General features: G+C 70.6%; 13 protein-coding genes. 6 read left to right on the top strand and 7 right to left on the bottom strand.

What is annotated here, in order from left to right:
- Positions 1-113: 113 nt before the first annotated feature.
- The 6 genes from KIS93_RS55830 to KIS93_RS55805 form a co-directional block, all read right to left on the bottom strand.
- Complete coding sequence (locus tag KIS93_RS55830; protein ID WP_155127528.1) at positions 114-1,625, bottom strand: hypothetical protein; 1,512 nt, start codon at positions 1,623-1,625, stop codon at positions 114-116.
- A gap of 1,108 nt (positions 1,626-2,733) precedes the next feature.
- Positions 2,734-3,015 carry a hypothetical protein gene (locus tag KIS93_RS55825; protein WP_080039241.1) on the bottom strand — a complete coding sequence of 94 codons (282 nt, stop codon included), beginning with the start codon at positions 3,013-3,015 and terminating at the stop codon, positions 2,734-2,736.
- 149 nt (positions 3,016-3,164) lie between these two features.
- Positions 3,165-4,199 (bottom strand): nucleotidyl transferase family protein, encoded by a 1,035-nt coding sequence (locus tag KIS93_RS55820; RefSeq protein ID WP_155127525.1) that lies wholly within the window; start codon positions 4,197-4,199, stop codon positions 3,165-3,167.
- 157 nt (positions 4,200-4,356) lie between these two features.
- The gene (locus tag KIS93_RS55815) at positions 4,357-5,547 is read right to left on the bottom strand and encodes a cytochrome P450 (RefSeq protein ID WP_230466217.1); all 1,191 of its coding nucleotides are present in this window, start codon (positions 5,545-5,547) and stop codon (positions 4,357-4,359) included.
- A gap of 112 nt (positions 5,548-5,659) precedes the next feature.
- On the bottom strand, positions 5,660-6,460 hold the full coding sequence (locus KIS93_RS55810) for an SAM-dependent methyltransferase (protein ID WP_186405039.1): 801 nt from the start codon (positions 6,458-6,460) through the stop codon (positions 5,660-5,662).
- A 73-nt stretch (positions 6,461-6,533) separates the two neighbouring features.
- Positions 6,534-7,850 (bottom strand): DUF5753 domain-containing protein, encoded by a 1,317-nt coding sequence (locus tag KIS93_RS55805; protein WP_155127522.1) that lies wholly within the window; start codon positions 7,848-7,850, stop codon positions 6,534-6,536.
- 300 nt (positions 7,851-8,150) lie between these two features.
- Between KIS93_RS55805 and KIS93_RS55800 the strand changes: the two genes are divergently transcribed.
- The gene (locus KIS93_RS55800) at positions 8,151-11,021 is read left to right on the top strand and encodes an AfsR/SARP family transcriptional regulator (protein ID WP_186405038.1); all 2,871 of its coding nucleotides are present in this window, start codon (positions 8,151-8,153) and stop codon (positions 11,019-11,021) included.
- Positions 11,022-11,031: 10 nt separating this feature from the next.
- Here KIS93_RS55800 and KIS93_RS55795 read toward each other — a convergent pair whose 3' ends face one another.
- Entirely contained in the window at positions 11,032-11,841 is an 810-nt protein-coding gene (locus tag KIS93_RS55795) for an SAM-dependent methyltransferase (RefSeq protein ID WP_186405037.1), read from the bottom strand.
- A 332-nt stretch (positions 11,842-12,173) separates the two neighbouring features.
- Here KIS93_RS55795 and KIS93_RS55790 point away from each other — a divergent pair, with 332 nt between their 5' ends.
- The 5 genes from KIS93_RS55790 to KIS93_RS55770 form a co-directional block, all read left to right on the top strand.
- The gene (locus KIS93_RS55790) at positions 12,174-13,832 is read left to right on the top strand and encodes an MFS transporter (protein ID WP_080039235.1); all 1,659 of its coding nucleotides are present in this window, start codon (positions 12,174-12,176) and stop codon (positions 13,830-13,832) included.
- Positions 13,829-14,113, top strand: coding sequence for a hypothetical protein (locus KIS93_RS55785; protein WP_080039234.1), 285 nt, complete (start codon positions 13,829-13,831; stop codon positions 14,111-14,113). The genes KIS93_RS55790 and KIS93_RS55785 overlap by 4 nt, the downstream gene beginning before the upstream one ends.
- The gene (locus tag KIS93_RS55780) at positions 14,110-15,741 is read left to right on the top strand and encodes a thiamine pyrophosphate-binding protein (RefSeq protein ID WP_080039233.1); all 1,632 of its coding nucleotides are present in this window, start codon (positions 14,110-14,112) and stop codon (positions 15,739-15,741) included. The genes KIS93_RS55785 and KIS93_RS55780 overlap by 4 nt, the downstream gene beginning before the upstream one ends.
- Positions 15,738-16,577 carry a 2,3-dihydro-2,3-dihydroxybenzoate dehydrogenase gene (locus tag KIS93_RS55775; RefSeq protein WP_080039232.1) on the top strand — a complete coding sequence of 280 codons (840 nt, stop codon included), beginning with the start codon at positions 15,738-15,740 and terminating at the stop codon, positions 16,575-16,577. The genes KIS93_RS55780 and KIS93_RS55775 overlap by 4 nt, the downstream gene beginning before the upstream one ends.
- A 56-nt stretch (positions 16,578-16,633) precedes the next feature.
- A partial coding sequence (locus KIS93_RS55770; RefSeq protein ID WP_222108048.1) for a hypothetical protein occupies positions 16,634-16,925 on the top strand: 292 nt, incomplete at its 3' end.

Genomic DNA, 16,925 nt, shown 5'->3' with positions numbered 1-16,925 from the left:
ATCCGATCGATGCCATCGCCGCCGCAAGGCCACCCTCACCAGAGATCGCATGCCAGGTGGGTCCAAAGTTCGGAATAGAGCTGGTCCTGACATCCGTGCGCACGCCTGCCTCACTATCTACCTGAATGGATGCCTTGCCCGGACGGGGTGAGCTTGTCGACGGTCGGTAGTCTCCAGGCCTCGAGCGTACGGCGGGCCAGGGCCGCGCCACGGCGACGAGCATCGGCGAAGTCATCCGGCAGACCGGCCCGGAAAGGCGGGGGAGAGGGCACGGGCTTCGGCGGCCATGTCGGCCGGTCACCGGGTCCAGGGACGGCAGACGAGGCAACCGGCGCCCGGCGTGCCTCATTCACCTGCGCTCCGATGGACACGCACGCCAGACAGGCATGCCCGGAGGGCAGCACATGATCCTCACACTCAGGACGCGGGCAGTGGTAGCCGCGCCGCACCACCGTCAAGGCCGCTGCCACCGGCCGCCGCACCGGCAACCCACGCCAGACCGTCAGCCGGCGACGCACGCGAGCCGACAGCTCTGCGGCGGTCCGGCCCTTTCGGAGCTCAGTCTCGATCGCGGTCAGCACCCGTTCCCGCTCGGTCTCCGACATGCGCGCCTGCCAGCCGAGCGGCAACGCGCACATCACACTCAGCGCTCCGCCGGGTCGCATCGCCGGGCGCGGCAGTCGCTCCATCGCCTGCCCGTCGACGCCGCCGATTTGTGCCCTCTCGGGCAGCGATCCGTCCTCAGCGCTCCTACGGTGCTGTAGAGCGCCTACGGCGAGAGGCAAACCATCACGCTTCCTCCCTCCCGCTTGATCGTCGGGCTTCTGTGCAGGCTCAGCTTCCGAGATCATTTCGCCGCGACTTCCAAGATCGTCTCGTCCCGCCTTCCGGGATTGCTCGTCCGCTGCGAACATGGTGCACCCGCCCCCCTCATCACGAACGCCGGGACCAGAGTTCGCCACGCGCAAGGGGGCATCGTGCGTTCGATAGGCGATCAGACGGCCCACACGGTGGCCGGTGATCCAGCCGTCGGACTCCAGCGTGGCCAGCAGAGACCGCACTGTCCGGTCCGTCACTCCCAGATCCTCGGCCAGCGCGGCTTGCTCACGAACCCGGCCGACCTCCTCATCGCAGCGCAGCCGGCAGTACAGCTCCAGCAGCGCGGCCCGGTTCCGGCGGGGCGCCCACACGCCGCCGACACGGTGACAGCCGACTCCGGCCGCCGCCCGGTACGAAATGCGCGCCCACGCGGCGTTCTGCGGGATTGGGGCCAGAAAGCGGCGGGTCACGGACGTGCTGGAGTCGGTGACGATCCATCCTCCGGCAGCGGCGAGCCCGTGGTAGATCGTGGAAGGGTGCACCCTGAGTCGTCTGGCCAGATAACCGATGCTCGCGGTGCAGCCCGCTTGCCGTTGGGACAGCGCGGCCACTTGCACCGCGACCGGCCAGGCCGCTCCATGCGGCAGTTCGAGGGGAATCTTGACCGTCCCGTCCGGCAGGTCGTCCAGGCGGACAGGGGAGTGCGTGGTCATGGCTGGGCTTGTGGTGTCGGCCTCGCCGAAATGCCGGCCAAAGCGGTGGCCGGAGGCCGTTTTCGGGCGTACTGAAGAGAGCGCATGGCTCACGGTGTGCTCCTGAGGTGTTCGTGGGCGCACCAGACAGAGGTGCTGGCGATCGTGCCGGTGGCCGATCGTGCACCTGATGCGTCTTGGATTAGGAGGGCCCGGGATGTCGTCCGGGCGATGGGCTATTCAGGCCAAGGGCGCCTCCGGCTGACGCTGCGCGTGATACGCGAACCGCGCAACCGCGGTGGAAAGCCGGAAGCGGTGGCAGATCGACCACCCAGTGACAGGCCGCCTGGGGGCGGGCGGGCAAGACCGCACACTACTCGGCGCGGCGCCATGGAACCGCCCTCGGCCGGCATCTACACCAGCCAAGCCATGACCAGCGTCGAGATGCGCAGAGCTCTTCGGACCTGCTGAAGACCGCCACGCCAAAGGGCGCCGCAAGGTACTGCCCGGCGCACCGCTCGGCAGATTCCGTGCTCCGCGGGGTGCCCCGTTGAGGGCAGGCGCGCGCTCAGCGGGTTCCGGAATGTGAACACATGCCTCCCTCCGGATATCGGCACCTGCGCGGCTCCCAGCAGCATCGGAGTCACGGGTAGGAGAGACGCGGCACGTTCCGGATCCTCGCGTTGCTCCAGGTGCAAGGTACTGATCAGTTCGGCTGGGTGGATGCTGGGCTGAGGGTAGCCATGGCCCTTGCCGGCATTCTCGATGCGGCGTCTCAGCTCGGATGGCATCGCCAACCTCGATATGTCCCTTTGTCCCGCGCTGAGCTGCGCCCTCACCCGTCCCCTCCCTGTACTGAGGATCGAGGCCGTAGCGCACGGATGATCAAATTGCGAGGACCCGTGCAGGCGATCCGCGTAGTTGCTCGCAGTTTCATGACATCAGCACTCCGTCACACGAAGTCCCCTTGATGGCCGAAGCCGAAGAAGCGGCCCGCGCCGGACCTGGTCGGGTGCTCCTCTGAAGGCGCGGGCAGGGCAGACCGCCCGCGGGTTGAACAGAATGACCGACGCGTCCCTACAGCCGATCAGAGACCAGGAGTTCTGCGTGCCCCACGGTCGCTCGCCGGTGGTTCGGCTTCGTCGGGAAAGGCGCGTCACGGCCGGACCTGCTCTGGCAGGGCCACCGTGCCTGGGGCCAGCTTCTTCGCAGGTGATGAGGGTCATGCCAGCCCCAAGGCTCCTGCGATGCCTCGAGCGAGGACCTCGATGACGTTCGGCACGTAAAAGATCACGCCGATGGTGATGGCCACGGCGAGAAACTGCACAAACCGCGTGATCTCGCGGGTGAAGAGGAAGAACAAGGCGACCACCGAAACGGTGACGAGGAACAGTGGGCCGAAGAATCCGCGAAGAAAGTCGGCCAGTCCCTGCGTGTTCAGCTCCGTGGAGGATGGGGAAGGCGTGAGCCAGTCCTGAGTCAGGTGTAGGGCATTCTCGACCATGCGGTCTCCACGGGAGAAGGGTGGTTGTGGCTCTCCCGCTCGACATCCCCTGGTCGACAATGCGCCCAGCGGAGCACGCCGGTGGACGTTGGCTTCCTGGTCCGCCACTCGGTGGGGCCTTGGCGGTCTGCTCCTGCTCCATCCTGGTGTCATCGATCAGCGTCTGAAGGGGTGTCGGGCAGGTGGGCCTGGATCGTCTGCAGCCGGGCCGTCAGCATGAGCAGCAGTGCGGTCTTGGCGTCGCTGGGGTGGATCTGGCCGGCCGCATAGGCCGTTTCCAAGTCGTCGTACGAGGTGAAGAAGCCGTAGCCGCCGTCGGTCAGGTGCACGGGCACGGCGTCGGTGACCCACGGGAACACCGACCAGCGGAAGTACTCCAGGACGGCGTTGACACTGCCTTGTGCCAGCGTGTGGTCGGCTGGCGGCGCGTACATTTGTTTGATCTTCCGGGCGAGTTCGTGCTGACTATCGTGGATAAAGATCCGGGCGTCGGGCGTGCTCTCCCGTAGGGGGCGGCCGGTCGTGCTGTACAGCGGCGGGGTGTAGATGGGGGCAGGCCCGTCACCGGTCTGGTGCCTGTGGGCGGGGCGTGGCAGGAGGGTTTCCTGGTCGAGCATGACGGCGTCGATGCTGAGGAAGCAGGGGTCGAGAATCTGCATGGCGGCCGCTTTGGTGCGAGGGTTGTTGCCGGCGTTCGTGTCGGTGTCCCGGTCCAGGAGTCTGGCCAGTTGCAGCTGGTAGGTGGGGGAGCGTTGGAAGGCGCTGCCCCGCACGATGGTGGCGGCGAGCCCGCAGATTTGGCTGAGGTAGTGCTCGTAGCAGCGGGCTTGTTGCTCGATCCGGAACGGATCGGCGTCCGGGCACAGAGCAGCGTGCACGTCGGTGATCAGCACCGTGTGTGCGGCTCCGGCCTGGATGAGCCACTTCTGGTGGAGCAGGACTTTGTCCAAGCTCAGGTGCGCCGCGGCCAGGGGAGAGATGCTCCACAGGGTGTGCGGCGGAGCTCCAGGGGTGCTGGAGGGCAGGGCCGGCACCAGGGCCGCGTAGGCGGCGGGCGAGGTGACCGGCAGTTCGGTAGTGAGGTCGGGCCTCATGCCTGTTCCAGAGGGCGCCGGCCGGGGTGGGGCGGCTGCGGGAGCGGTGCTGGGCGTGAGCGTGCGCGACGACATGCTGTAGTGGATCATGGCGAGCAGGGTAGCCACCGATGGTGTTCGCGCGGTTGTGATCCGGTTGCTGCGAGGTCAGCGTCCGGTGCCGGAGGTCGCAGTGAGCACGCGGATGTGGCCCTCCTGCCCCTTCCGGGGACAGGAGGGCCGCGCGGCGGTGCGGTCAGACGGGTGGCTACCGCCGTTTGACCGTGGTGGGCAGTGTGGCGTGGCCGCGCACGTTGGGACTGACGGCCCAGGACGCGGCGGCCAGGTCCACCTCGTAGTCGGCTTCCACCGCGCGCACCAGTTCCTGCAGCACGACGGTGGCTTCCAGCCGGGCCAGCGAGGCGCCCAGGCAGAAATGCTGGCCCAGGCCGAAGGCCAAGGTACGGCTGGTGTCGCGGCTCAGGTCGTAGCGGTCGGCGGCGGGGAAGACACGCTCGTCGCGGTTGGCCGCGGCGATCACCAGCAGGACGCATGCGCCGGCGGGCACGACAACGCCGTGCAGTTCGGTGGGGCGGGTCAGGCGGCGTGCGGTGTAGGCCGAGGGGCCCTCATAGCGCAGCGTCTCCTCCACCCAGCAGCCGACGTCGAGCTCGCCCGACCAGAGGCGTGCGCGCTGGTCGGGATGCTGCCAGGCGCACCGCCAGGCGGTGGTGAGCAGCTTCGCCGTGGTGTCGTTGCCGGCCACGCCGAGCAGCATCAGGGTCGCGATGACGTCGCGCTCGGCGAGTCGTTCTCCATCGATGTCCGCCCGTAGCAGCGCGGAGGTGAGGTCTTCGCGGGGCCGGGCGCGCCGCTCGGCGATCAGGCTGGCGTAGTAGCTGGCCAGTTCGGCGTTGGCCTGCCGCACCGCGGGAGTGAGCCGGCCGTTGGCGTCGTCGCGGGTCATGATCTGCCGGCTGAGCTGTAGCAGCAGGGGCCTGTCGGCGACCGGGACGCCGATAAGCTCGGAGATGACGTCGACGGGGATCGCGGTGGCGAAGTCGGCGAAGTCGAGTGAACCCTCCTCCAGGAGGGGCTGCAGGTAGGCGCGAGTGAGCTGGCGGATACGCGGTTCCAGATGGCGCACCCGGCCAGGGGTGAAGCCCTGTGAGATCAGGCGCCGGTGGAGTGTGTGCTGTGGCGGGTCCATGGCGACGAACCCCATCGTGGCGGAGGCGTCGGGGGCCCAGTGTTCCAGAGCGGGACCGTGGTCGGAGGAGTACAGGGCGGGGTCGCGCCACGCGGCCGAGACATCGGCATGCCGCGACAGCACCCAAAAGCCGGCGCCGGGGTTGTGGTAGAGGGGCTGCTCGTCCCGCAGCCACTGATAGGTCGGCCACGGGTTGGCTCGCAGGTCCGGGTTGTTGGGGTGGTAGACCATCGCGGTGGTCTGGCGCATGGTTGGCCTCCGGGCAAGAGGGTGGGGCGTGCCGTGCGGGTGCGGGAGGATGAATGGCCCGGCCGGCGGCCCCGGTCCGACCGGAGGCAGGCAGGGGGACTGGCTCGTGATCTCAGCTGGAGCGGGGCAGGATCTTACCGATGCCGCTGTAGATGCCGATGTGCTCCGGCGGGTGCGCGACACGGTGGTCGGGTCGCCATTGGGTGGCGTTGACGAGCCCCGGAGGTACCAGCTCGCATCCGGTGAAGAACGGTTCGATCGCCTTGTAGGGGCGATTGTGGGGCCGGTTCTGGGCCGATTCGTATTGTTTGGCGACTGCGGCGTACCAGGCCGGGTTGAACCCGTCGGTCGTGCCGTGCGTGATCGCGACGTAGTCGCCGGGGCTCAGGTCGGCCTTGAACCGGTCGACCAGGTCGTAGACGCCGTCCTCGTCGGGGATGAAGTGCAGCACGCCGATCAGCAGCAGGGCGAGGGGGCTGGTCCAGTCCAGGAAGTCGGCCACGTCGCGGTGGGCGAGGATGGCGTCCGGCTCGCGGGCGTCGCCCAGGACGATCCGCACCCGGTCGGTGCCGGCCATGAGTGCTTGCGCGGTGGTGATGACCTCGGGGTCGTTGTCGACGTAGACGACCTTGGCATCGTCGGCGATCTCGTGAACCTGGCCGCGGGTGGGCAGGCCTGCGCCGATGTCGAGGAACTGGCGTACCCCCTGCTGGCGTAAGTAGCGCACCATGCGCTGCAGGACGTTGCGGTTCTCGACGATCGTGGGCACGACGTACGGCGTGACCTTCTGGATGGCGGCGAGCGCCCGCCGGTCGACGTCGAGGTTGTTGACGCCGCCGAGGGCGGCGTCGTAGATCCTTGCGGCGGAGACCGCGGTGGGGTCCACGCCGGCAATCCAGGCGGGCTGGCTCACGGTTGCTTGCTCCTTCGGGTCGGGGTGGCAGCAGGATGAACGGCCGCCCGGCGACGCGCAGGGACGGCGATGGTCAACGAGATGTGACGTGGCGGCGGATATCCGTCAGGATCTCGATCGTGCGCTCCTCGCGTTCGGCCGACATGTCGAGCCGCAGGTGGGCCACCAGGTATTCGTCGACGACCTCCGGCCGGGTGATGAGGCGGTCTTCGACCAGTCCGGTGACGTAGACGAGATTGGGACGGCCGAGGCGCTGCAGGAGGGTGAAGCTGCCGCCGCGGGGCTGGTAGCGCTCGCCGTGACGGGCGTTGATGCGCAGGGCGATGTTCTCTTGTTTGGACAGGTCGATGAGATGGCTGAGCTGCTCGGCCTGCACGTCGGGCCCGCCGGGCATATCCAGCAGGGCGGCCTCGCGCAGGATGACCCACAGGCGGGCGGACTGGCGCTCGATCGGGTTGATCTGGCGGTCCATGACGAGCCGAACGGCGAGCTCGACCTGGTCGTGGGCAGGGTCGGGGCGGTGTGCGGCCTGCCGGGCGGCCCGGGCGTAGGCCTCGGTCTGCAGCAGCGCGGGCACGGCTTCGGCGCCGTAGGCGCGGATCACCCGGGAGTCGGCTTCGGCCGCCAGCATGGTGGCCACCCACGGCGGCATCGTCGCGAAGTAGCGCAGCCACCAGGCGTGCGCGTGCTCGCCGCGGGCGACCTCGCCGATCAGGGCGCGCTGTTCGGCGCTTTGCACTCCGTACAGTGTCAGCAGCCGGTCAAGCTCGGCCTCGGAGATAGGGCGCTCGCCGCGTTCCAGGGCGACGATGTCGCGCTCGCTGGCGGCCAGGATCGATGCGGCCTCGGCGGGCGGCAGTGCCGCGGCCGTACGCAGGGTATATAGCCGCTGGCCGATGAGATTGTTCAGCTCCACGGTGAGATGGTGGGCTTGGTACACCGCGATGGCGGGGAAGGGGTGGGCGCCACCGCCTGCCTGGCCGCCGGTGGTGGGGAGGGGCGCTGCGGATCGGCGGGAGCCGGGGCGGGCCTCGGCACGTAGGGCCAGTTGCACCATGTGGCTGATGGAACGCCGGGATTCCGGCGACAGCAGTTCGTAGTCGGCGGCTAGTTCGAGGGCGGGCGGGATCCCGGCGATGCCGGCCTGCTCGGCCACGGGCCTGTCCCGCGGCACATCCTCGCCAGCCAGCCATCCGCAGGACACCCGGAGAATCTCGGCCATCGTCCGGAGCAGGTCGAGGCTGGGGTTGTCCTTCTTGCCCGACACCAGCAGGCTCATGTAGCTCCTGGTCAGGCTCCGGCCCGTGTCCGTGACGGCGTTGACCAACTCCTGGGCGGACATCCCCCTGGCGGCCAGAGCTTCTGCCAGACGTTCGGCGAGTGTGGCCACAGTGCCTCCCGGGAGCTCAGCGATGCCATCAGACAACCTCGCAGTCAATCGGCAGTCAACATGTTTTCCAAGGGTTGACAAGCTCGTAAGTGTCTTGATCAAATCAGGGCGCACGCTCCCCAGAAGTCGCACCGCCCTCACCAGGTCGGCCAGAGCGCGTGAAGTCCGCCAGACGTTGAGGGCTCTGCTCCCGCACCGCACCACAACTCAAGGCGGGCGTGTGATTCACGCTTTGCTGCCGCCCGCGCCCCCATGCTTGCGGCAGCGGATTCGACGACTCCGGTCAGGGGGTGCGAACAGGTGCGTTTTTCCGTCCTGGGACAGATCAGCGTGCAGGACGAGGCTCCCATCGAGATCCCGCGCACCCGGCGACCGCTGCTGGCCACGCTGCTGCTGGCCTGGCCGGACGAGGTCGCCGGCGATCTGCTGATGGAGGCCGTCTGGGGCGAGGCCGCCGGCCGGGACAACTCCCTGAAGACCGCTCTGTCGCAGCTGCGCCGTCTGCTGCCCGGCCGAGTGCCGCCAGCCCGCGGGCACGGCTATCGCATCGAGCTGCAACCTCACGACAGCCTCGACGTCGAGCAGTTCCGCCGCCTGGCCCAGCAGGGGCACGAGCACATCGCAGCCGGCAACCACGCAGAGGCGGTTGCCTGCCTGCGCCAGGCCTTGCAACTGTGGGGTGACCCGCCGCTTGCTGACGTACCCGACGACCCTGTGCGCCTGGCCTCTTGGCGGACGGAACTGCTGTGGGAGCGCAAGGTCAGTCAGCAGGCCCTGCTGGAATCACGCCTGCTGCTGGGCGAGGGCCAGCAGCTACTGGGCGACATCCGCCGGGAGCTGATAGAGGACCCGTTGTCGGAGCCGCTCAACGCACTGCTGATGACCGCGCTGTACCGGGCGGGCTACCGGGTGGAGGCCCTGCGCCAGTACGAGACGATCGCCCGGCTGCTGGCCCGCGACACCGGCACCGAACCCGGCGCCCAGCTCCGGCACCTGCGCGACCAGATCGCTGCCGACCGGCTGCCACCGACCGGCCCTAGCAGCGCATCGGCGTCCACCGGCCGCCTCCCGTCGGCGACATCCGTACAGGCCCGCGACGGCCTGCCGCTGGCTCAGCTGCCGACCGTGGTCACCGATTTCACCGGCCGCACGGCCGAGATCGACCAGCTTGTCGCGCACCTGTCCGGGCCGGCGGCAGGCGTGCCCATCGCCGCCGTCTGGGGGCCGCCCGGAGTGGGCAAGTCCACGCTTGCCCATCAGGCCGCACACCTGCTACGGCCCGTCTTTGGCGATGGGCAGCTCTACGTGCACATGGCCGGCACTTCGGACCGTCCCCGCGACACCGCAGAAGTGCTCGGTGAGGTGCTGACCGCACTGGGGGTCCCTCCCGCCCAGCTTCCCGCCACGGTGAGCAGCCGGACCGCCCTGTACCGGTCCCTGCTGGCCGACCGTCGCGTCCTGGTCGTGCTCGACGACGTCTGCGGCATGCACCAAGCTCATCCGCTTCTGCCGGGCACTCCCGGCTGCGCGGTGCTCCTCACCAGCCGCCCGCATCTGGTCGGGATGGCCAGCATCCGCAGCATCCGGCTTGGTCCGCTGACTCAGCCGGAGGCACTGAGCCTGCTCGGCGACATCATCGGCGCCGAGCGCGTTCAGGCCGAACCCGCCGCGGCCGCCGACATCGCCGCCCTGTGCAGCGGTCTGCCTCTGGCCGTACGCGTCGCGGGGGCTCGCTTGTCGGCCCAGCAGGACTGGCCCTTGCGAACCTTCGCCGATCAGCTCAGCAGGCGCAGGATGTCCATGCTCGCCACCGACGAGGTGGCGGTCGAGGCGAGCATCAGCGACAGTTACGAGGCACTGCCGGAACGGGCCCGCCGGATTTTCCGCCTGGCATCCCTGCTCGGGTCCGCCGGATTCGCCAGCTGGGAAGTCGCGATGCTGGAGTATGAGTGCAACGTAGAGGAGGTGGAGAGGATACTGGACGCGCTGACGCGCCAGAGCCTGCTCACCACCGTCCCTGCTGACACGCTGGGACAACTCCGTTACCGCCAGCATGATCTGCTCCGGGCCTACGCAGCAGACCGGCTGGCTGCTCTGCCCGACGAACGCGATGTGGCGATCTACCGCCTGCTCCTCGGCTGGCTGGAACTGGTGTGCCTGGCTGATGCGCAGATCGTGCGCGCGCCCTGCCATCCGCCGATGGCGTCGACATTCACCCTGTCCGGGTTCGCCCCTGCCCCCGCTCGGACGTTGATCATGCAGGACGCGGACCGGTGGCTGGCCGCCGAAATGGGCAACCTGCTCAACGTGGTGCGAGTCGCCTGCGATCAGCAGCTGTACCTGCACGCGATGGGGCTCGCGCTGCGCGTGAGCTCGTATCTGTGCCGGGAAGGCCGCCATGACGACGCCGAACACATGTGGCGGCGGGTTCTCCAGGCCGTCGCGCCGGTCAACGCCCGCTGGGCGGCCGAGGCGCGCTACCACCTCGCCCATCTGATCGTGCGCCAGCCCAGCGGCGCCTACCGTGCGCTGCCGCTGCTGGATCAATGCGTCTCGGTATGGGAGACCCTGTCCGACCGGCACGGGGCGGCCCGATCGCTGGCGCTGCGCTCCACCTGCTGGCACCACCTCGCCACCGCATCCGACCTCGGCGATCGGCGCGCCGAGCACCTGGCCAAGGCCGAGGCCGACGCCAAACGCGCCCTCGGCCTCGCCCGCACCACCAAGAACGCGCACGAGGAACTGCTGGCGCTGCGGGCGCTGGCCCTGGCCCTCAGCGATCAGGGACGCCACGGACAAGCGCTCGACACTGGCGGCCAGGCGCTCGCCGTGGCCGCGCGGCTGGCCGTCCTGCCTACCCATCAGACCTATCTGGTCCTAGCGCTGCTCACGCAGGGCCAGGTCCTGCTCGCGGCCCATCGCGCGCGCGAGGCGCTGGACGCCTTCGAGCGTGCCGCCCGGCTGAGCGAGCAAGCACGGCATCGGGCCGGTCAGGCCCGCGCCGAAGAGGGCGCCGGTGACGCGCTGACCGCTCTGTCCCGCCATGACCGGGCAGGCCAGCGCTACGCCCAGGCGGCCGTGTTGTGTGAGGCCGAGGGCAGAAGCGAACACGCCGCGCGCTGCCGTGCCAAGCTGCCCGCCTTGTCCTCTCCGACGCCCGCCAACTGCTGAGGCGCTCCGGTCAGGAATCCTTGCGGGCCACCCCGCCCAGAACGCGCGCCCCGAAGCGGGGATAGCGCTCGAGCGCCTTCCCAGGACGCCAAGACTGGACGTCCACGATGCCCGGCTCCAGGAGGCTCCAGCCGGGCTGGGCGAAGAAGCGGCCGATCTCCTCCACGCTTCGGTAGCTGTAGGGGACCGGGAGGGTGGCGTTGGTAGCGGTCATAATCTCGAACAGGTCGGGATCGATGTCGGTGCTGCTGACATGCGAGAACACCATGTAGCTGCCGGGCGGCGCCTCTTGCATGAACCGGTAGACCAGGCCGTAGGGGTCGTCGGCGTCCGGAACGAAATGCAGCACCGCGCACAGCACCAAAGCCCAGGGCTGGGTGTAGTCCAGGAGCCGGACGACCTCGGGATGCGTCAAGATGCCGTGCGGGTCGCGCATGTCGGCCAGGATGTAGCGGGTCAGCTCGTCGCCCTCGATGAGCGCCTGCGAGTGGGCCAGGGTCGCCGGGTCGTTGTCGACGTAGATGGTGCGGGCGCCCGGCTCCACGGACTGCGCGACCTCATGCACGTTCAGCTCGGTGGGCAGGCCCGAGCCGACATCCAGGAACTGGCCGACACGCTGCTGGGCGACATGACGCACGGTCTCGATCAAAAACGCCCGGTTGGCCCGGGCGAGTTGGGCGAGGGTCGGATCGCGGCGCAGGCCCACCTCGGCCACCCTGCGATCGACCTCGTAGTTGTCGGTGCCGCCCAGCAGGTAGTTGTAGATCCGGGCGGGTGATGCTGGCAGGTGAGCCTGCGTGGTGAGGGCATCGTCGGGCACGGTACATCCTTTAAGGTGCTCTGCTGGCTGCGGACCCCGACTGTTGATCGTAGATGGATGACGGCAACTTGGCGAGGCCGGCCGGAGACCGGCACCGCCGCAGGGAAAATGGCGGATCCACAAAGAATGTGCCGCCCCTGTCGTATTGACACCGGATAACAACCGATCTCAACACCGGACTGCAACCCCGCTCACACCCACGACTTCTACGGTTCGGCCGTGATCTCTTTCCAGCTGTGCGCGAACGGCGGTGTACCGCGGCCCACCGGGAAGCATCGGCGCGCGATGACAGCTGATCGTGCCGCGAGGCAGCGGGGCGAGGCGTACGGGCGATGACCGCGACCATGACGGCCGCCCCGCGACCGCGATACGAGCCCGACCCCGCCGGGTCCCACCGCCGCCCGTCCGGTGCCCTGGTCAAGCTCGTCTGCGCGGCCGCGACCGCCCTGGTGATGGCCGACACCCTGGCCGCCACCCTGATGCTGCCGATGCTCGGCCGCGATCGCGTCGTCGCGGATGTGCCGTTGGCACAGTTGAGCCTGCTGGCCACGATCAACCTGGCGGCGATCGCCGGGCTACTGGCCGCCGGCGGGCGGCTGGCCGATCTGCTCGGCCGGCGCGGCGTGCTGGCCGCCGGTCTGGGGTTGTTCGCGGCGGGCGCGGCCGCGATGGTGGCCGGGCCGTCCTGGCCGGTGCTGCTGGCCGGGAGGGCCGCCCAAGGGGTGGGCGCGGCGTTGATGCTGCCGGCCGGACTGGGGCTGCTGCTGGCCCGCGTCGAGGCGCGGCGGCGCGGCGGTGCGGCGGCGCTGTGGGGTGCGGCCACCGGCGGCGGCGGCTTGGTCATGCACGCCTTGGGCGGATGGGTGCTCGACACCTACGGCTGGCGCGCCCTGTACCTGCCGCTGGCCGCCACCGCCGGCGCGCTGCTCCTGCTGACGGCCGCGCTGCCGAGCTCACCTGTTGTACGGCGGCCCCGCCCGGATCTGCTCGGCATGACGGCGCTGGCGGCGGCCACCACCGCGCTGGTGCTGCTGGTCTCCCTGGGCGGGCAATGGGGATGGGTATCGCTCGCCGCCGCGTCGGCGGCCTCCGTCACTGTGGCGGGGTTCATGCTGGCACTGGCCCGGTCCCGGCGGCATCCGGCCGGGGCGATCGATCGAGGCCTGTGGCGCTGCCCCGGCTGGAGGTGGGGCATGACGGCCTCCCTGCTGTACGGGCTGACCGCGTTTCCGGTTCTCGCAGTGGCTCCGCTGCTGTTGCGCGAGACGGGGATTCCTGCCACGCAGGCGGGGCTGGCGCTCGTGCCGTTGTCCGCCGCGGTGGCGGTGGTCAGCTTGCTGACCGGGAAGCTGGCCCGTCGCGTCGGCACCTCGTGGGCGACCTACGCAGGTGGCTATCTCAGTGCGGTGGCGCTGCTGGGGCTCCACCTCGTACCGCCCGCCTCCGCTGCGGCGGCCGCCGGGCTGACGCTGCTGGGCTGCGGGTTCGGTGTGTTGTCCACGACCGCGACCATCGCGGGCACGTCCGGGGTGCCCGCCGACCGGTTCGCGCTGGCGGTGGGCTCCCTCACGACCGCCCGCATGCTCGGCGGAGCGATAGGCCCCGCGGTCGCGCTCGCCTACCTGGGCAGCTACCCCGGCGAGGTGTCCGCCCGCTACCCCGATGTGCTCGCTGGGGTCACCGCCGTCACCCTGCTCCTGGCCTCGGCCGGCCTGGTGCGTCGCCTGAGGACCGGGCCGAGGGCCGACAGGACCGCCGCGGCAGTGCCTGCCCACCCGGTGTCCGCGTCCGCCGGCGCGATGCCCCCCGCGCCGGCGGACGCGGATCAGCTGCGGGCCGCGCTGCTGCGCCAGCGCGCTCGCCTGGAGGCCATCGCCAGCGCGGCCGAGGCCGAACTGGCCTGCCTGACCGATCCCCGCTCCCACAGCCCCATGCGGGCTGCCCGATCCAACCTGGTCCCGCTCGTCCCGTCTCCTGGAGGACCCGCATGACGATCACCGACATCGAGCCGCCGACACGATCACCCCATCGGCCGCCTTACCAGCCGCCCTATCAGCGGCGTGTGGCAGGCACGTCCATCTCGGAGCGGGACGGACGCTGGGACGCCCACCTCGATACCCTGCCGATGCTGCGCACCAGCGACATCCGCTCGATGGAGCGGCTGCGCGCCATCATCGCCTACGCCCGGCAGGGCATCGCCGACCTGGATGCCCTCCTCGCCACGCTGAACCCGCCCTCCCCGGCGGCCGCGGGGCAGGACGTGGCGCGATGAGCAGTCAGTCCCTCCACCGCGAGCCCGCCCTTCCATCGGCGGCGTTCGGCGCCGCGGTGGCCGGCCTCGGCATCGCCGACGTGTTCACCACGGCGGGCGAGGACACCGCCGCTCTGGCCGCCGCCCTGGCTCCGCACCGGGTTCGGGTGGTGGACGCCCGGCACGAGGCCGGAGCCGTGGCCATGGCCTGCGGTTCCACCCTGGCCAGCGGAAGGCGGCCGGCGGTGCTGATGCTGGCGGCAAGCGATGCGCTGGCCGCCGCCGTGCCCGGCATCCTGGACGCGGTCGCCAGCCGCACTCCTCTGCTCGTCTTCACCCCTCCTGCGCGTCCCGCTCCCGGCGACCGCATCCTGACCGATCTGACGCTGGCCGACGCCGCCGGCGCGCTGACCTACGACCTGCCCGGCTCCCGGGCGGTGGGCACCATCGTGGCGGACGCGGCGCGCGTGGCCGAGGAGCACCGCCTGCCCGTGGTCATCTGCCTCCCCGACCTCCACGCTGGGGACGGCACCGCGAGCGACACCGGGGAGGTTCCGGATGCCGAACCGCCGATGGATCTGCTGGCCGCGCCGATGGCCGCCCCCGCCGTCGTGGAGGATCTGGCTCAGCTGCTCGGCCGCGCCCGTCGGCCGGTGTTCCTCGCCGGACGCGGCAGCATACGCGCCCGGGCCGAGCTCGAAGCGCTCGCCGAGCAGGCCGGCGCGCTGCTGGCCACCTCCGCCGCCGCCTGCGGGCTGTTCACCGGCAACCCGTGGAGTCTGGGCATCGCAGGGGTGCTGGCGCCGCCCGACATGGCCGACCTGCTGGACGCCGCGGACCTGGTGATCGCCTGGGGGTGCTCGCTGGACGGGTGGACGACCCGGCACGGCTTGATGGCGCCGAAAGCCCGCCTGGCCCAGATCGACCTCGACCCTGCCGCGCTGGGCCTGTACCAGCGGGTTGACCTCGGTGTGGCCGGCGATTGCGCGCGCACCGCCCGTGCTGTCCAGCAGGCCTTACCCGCGCAGGACGGCTACCGCACGACGCAGGTGCGGCATCGCATCGCCACCCGGGGGCACTGGCACGACATCGGCTACCAGCCGATGCTGGAGCCCGCCGACCGGATCGACCCGCGCACGCTGACGATGGCGCTGGATGCGATCCTGCCCGACCAGCGGACTCTGACCGTCGAGCACGGCCCTCTCATGGGCCATGCGCTCAGTTACCTGCGCACCCCGGACGCCGGCGCCTTCCGCCTGGCTGGCTCCCGGCTCGGTCTGGCCAGTGGCATCGGCGCGGCGCTGGCCAGACCGGACCGGCCGGCCGTGACCACGCTCGAGCTGGACAGCGCGCTGAGCACCGCCGCGGATTTGGAGAGCGCGGCCCGCCTGCGCGCCCGGCTGCTGGTCGTCGTCTACGACGAGGACCAGCGACAGCACCGGGGCGAGGATGCAACCGGGCGGGTGGCGGACCTGACGCTGATCGCGGCCGGGCACGGCTGTCCCAGCGTCGTTGTCCGGTGTGCGGCCGACCTGTCGCCGCTGGGGGACTGGCTGGCCGCGCCGGAGGGCTATCCGCTGCTGCTGCACGCCCACATCACCCCCTGCCGGTGGTGGGCGGAGCAGCTCACCGATGCGGGGACGCCATGAACCGCCTCAGGGTGGCGCCCGCGTCCCCGGCAGCCGAGGTCGACCCGACCTGGCCGCTCCCCGCCGGATGGGGGCTGAACGGCCAGACGGCACTGGTCACCGGGGCGGCCGGCGGCATCGGCACAGCCATCACCACCGCGCTGGCTCGCGCCGGTGCCGTCGTGGTCGCGCTCGACCACGACGGCGAGCGAGCACATGAGCTGGCCGCCGGCCTGACCACGGCCGGGCACACCGCCAGCGCCCACCGCCTGGACGTCACCGATCCCGCCGCCGTGAACGCCGTGCTGGCCACCGCCGTGGCCGAGCACGGGCCACCGCGGCTGCTGGTCAACGTGGCTGGCCTGCTGCACCACGGCCCGGTCACCGACTTCAGCGACGCCGACTGGCACCGGCTCTTCTCCGTCAACGTCGACGGCGTCTTCCACCTGTGCCGGGCGGTGGCCCGCCAGATGATCCCCCACCGGCAGGGTGCCATCGTCACCATCACCTCCAACGCCGCCAGCGTGCCCCGGCTGGGCCTGGCCGCCTACGCCGCCTCCAAGGCGGCCGCGACCATGTTCACCCGCTGCCTCGGCCTGGAGCTGGCTGGCTTCGGCATCCGGTGCAACGTCATCGCGCCCGGCTCCACCGACACGCCGATGCTCCGCCAGGCCGGGCACGACCCGGCCAGCGCCATCGCGGGCGTGCCCGAGCAGTTCCGCCTCGGCATCCCGCTGCGCCGCATCGCCACCCCGGCCGACGTGGCCGCCGCGGCGCTGTTCCTGCTGTCGGAGCACGCCCGCCACATCACCATGCAGACCCTGCACCTGGACGGCGGCGCCAGCCTCGCCGACTGACAGCCCCGCCTTAACCCCGCGCCCGTGCCGTCCTGTTTCCGAAGGAGAATCCGCTCGTGCTGATGCCCCCCAAGGCACCCACCCTCACCGACTACGTCGCCCCGGCGATCCGTGCCTACCGCCCCGGCGACACTCTGTTCGCCGGCCCCACCGCCACACTGCTCGCACACAACGGCGAACCGCTCACCGGCGTCAGCCTGGACTACCTGCCGGACGCGCTGGCCGCCCTCCTGGCCCACCGCCCCACCGGCTGCCTGGCCGTCGGCGCCGTCAGCTTCGACGGCCTGGCCTGCCACCTCACCCTGTGCGACACCGTCACCCGCGCCGGGCCCCTGCCGCGCCAGCACC

The organism is [Actinomadura] parvosata subsp. kistnae (assembly GCF_900323885.1).
GTDB lineage: Bacteria > Actinomycetota > Actinomycetes > Streptosporangiales > Streptosporangiaceae > Nonomuraea > Nonomuraea composti.
This window is presented reverse-complemented; position numbering and strand designations above follow the sequence as displayed.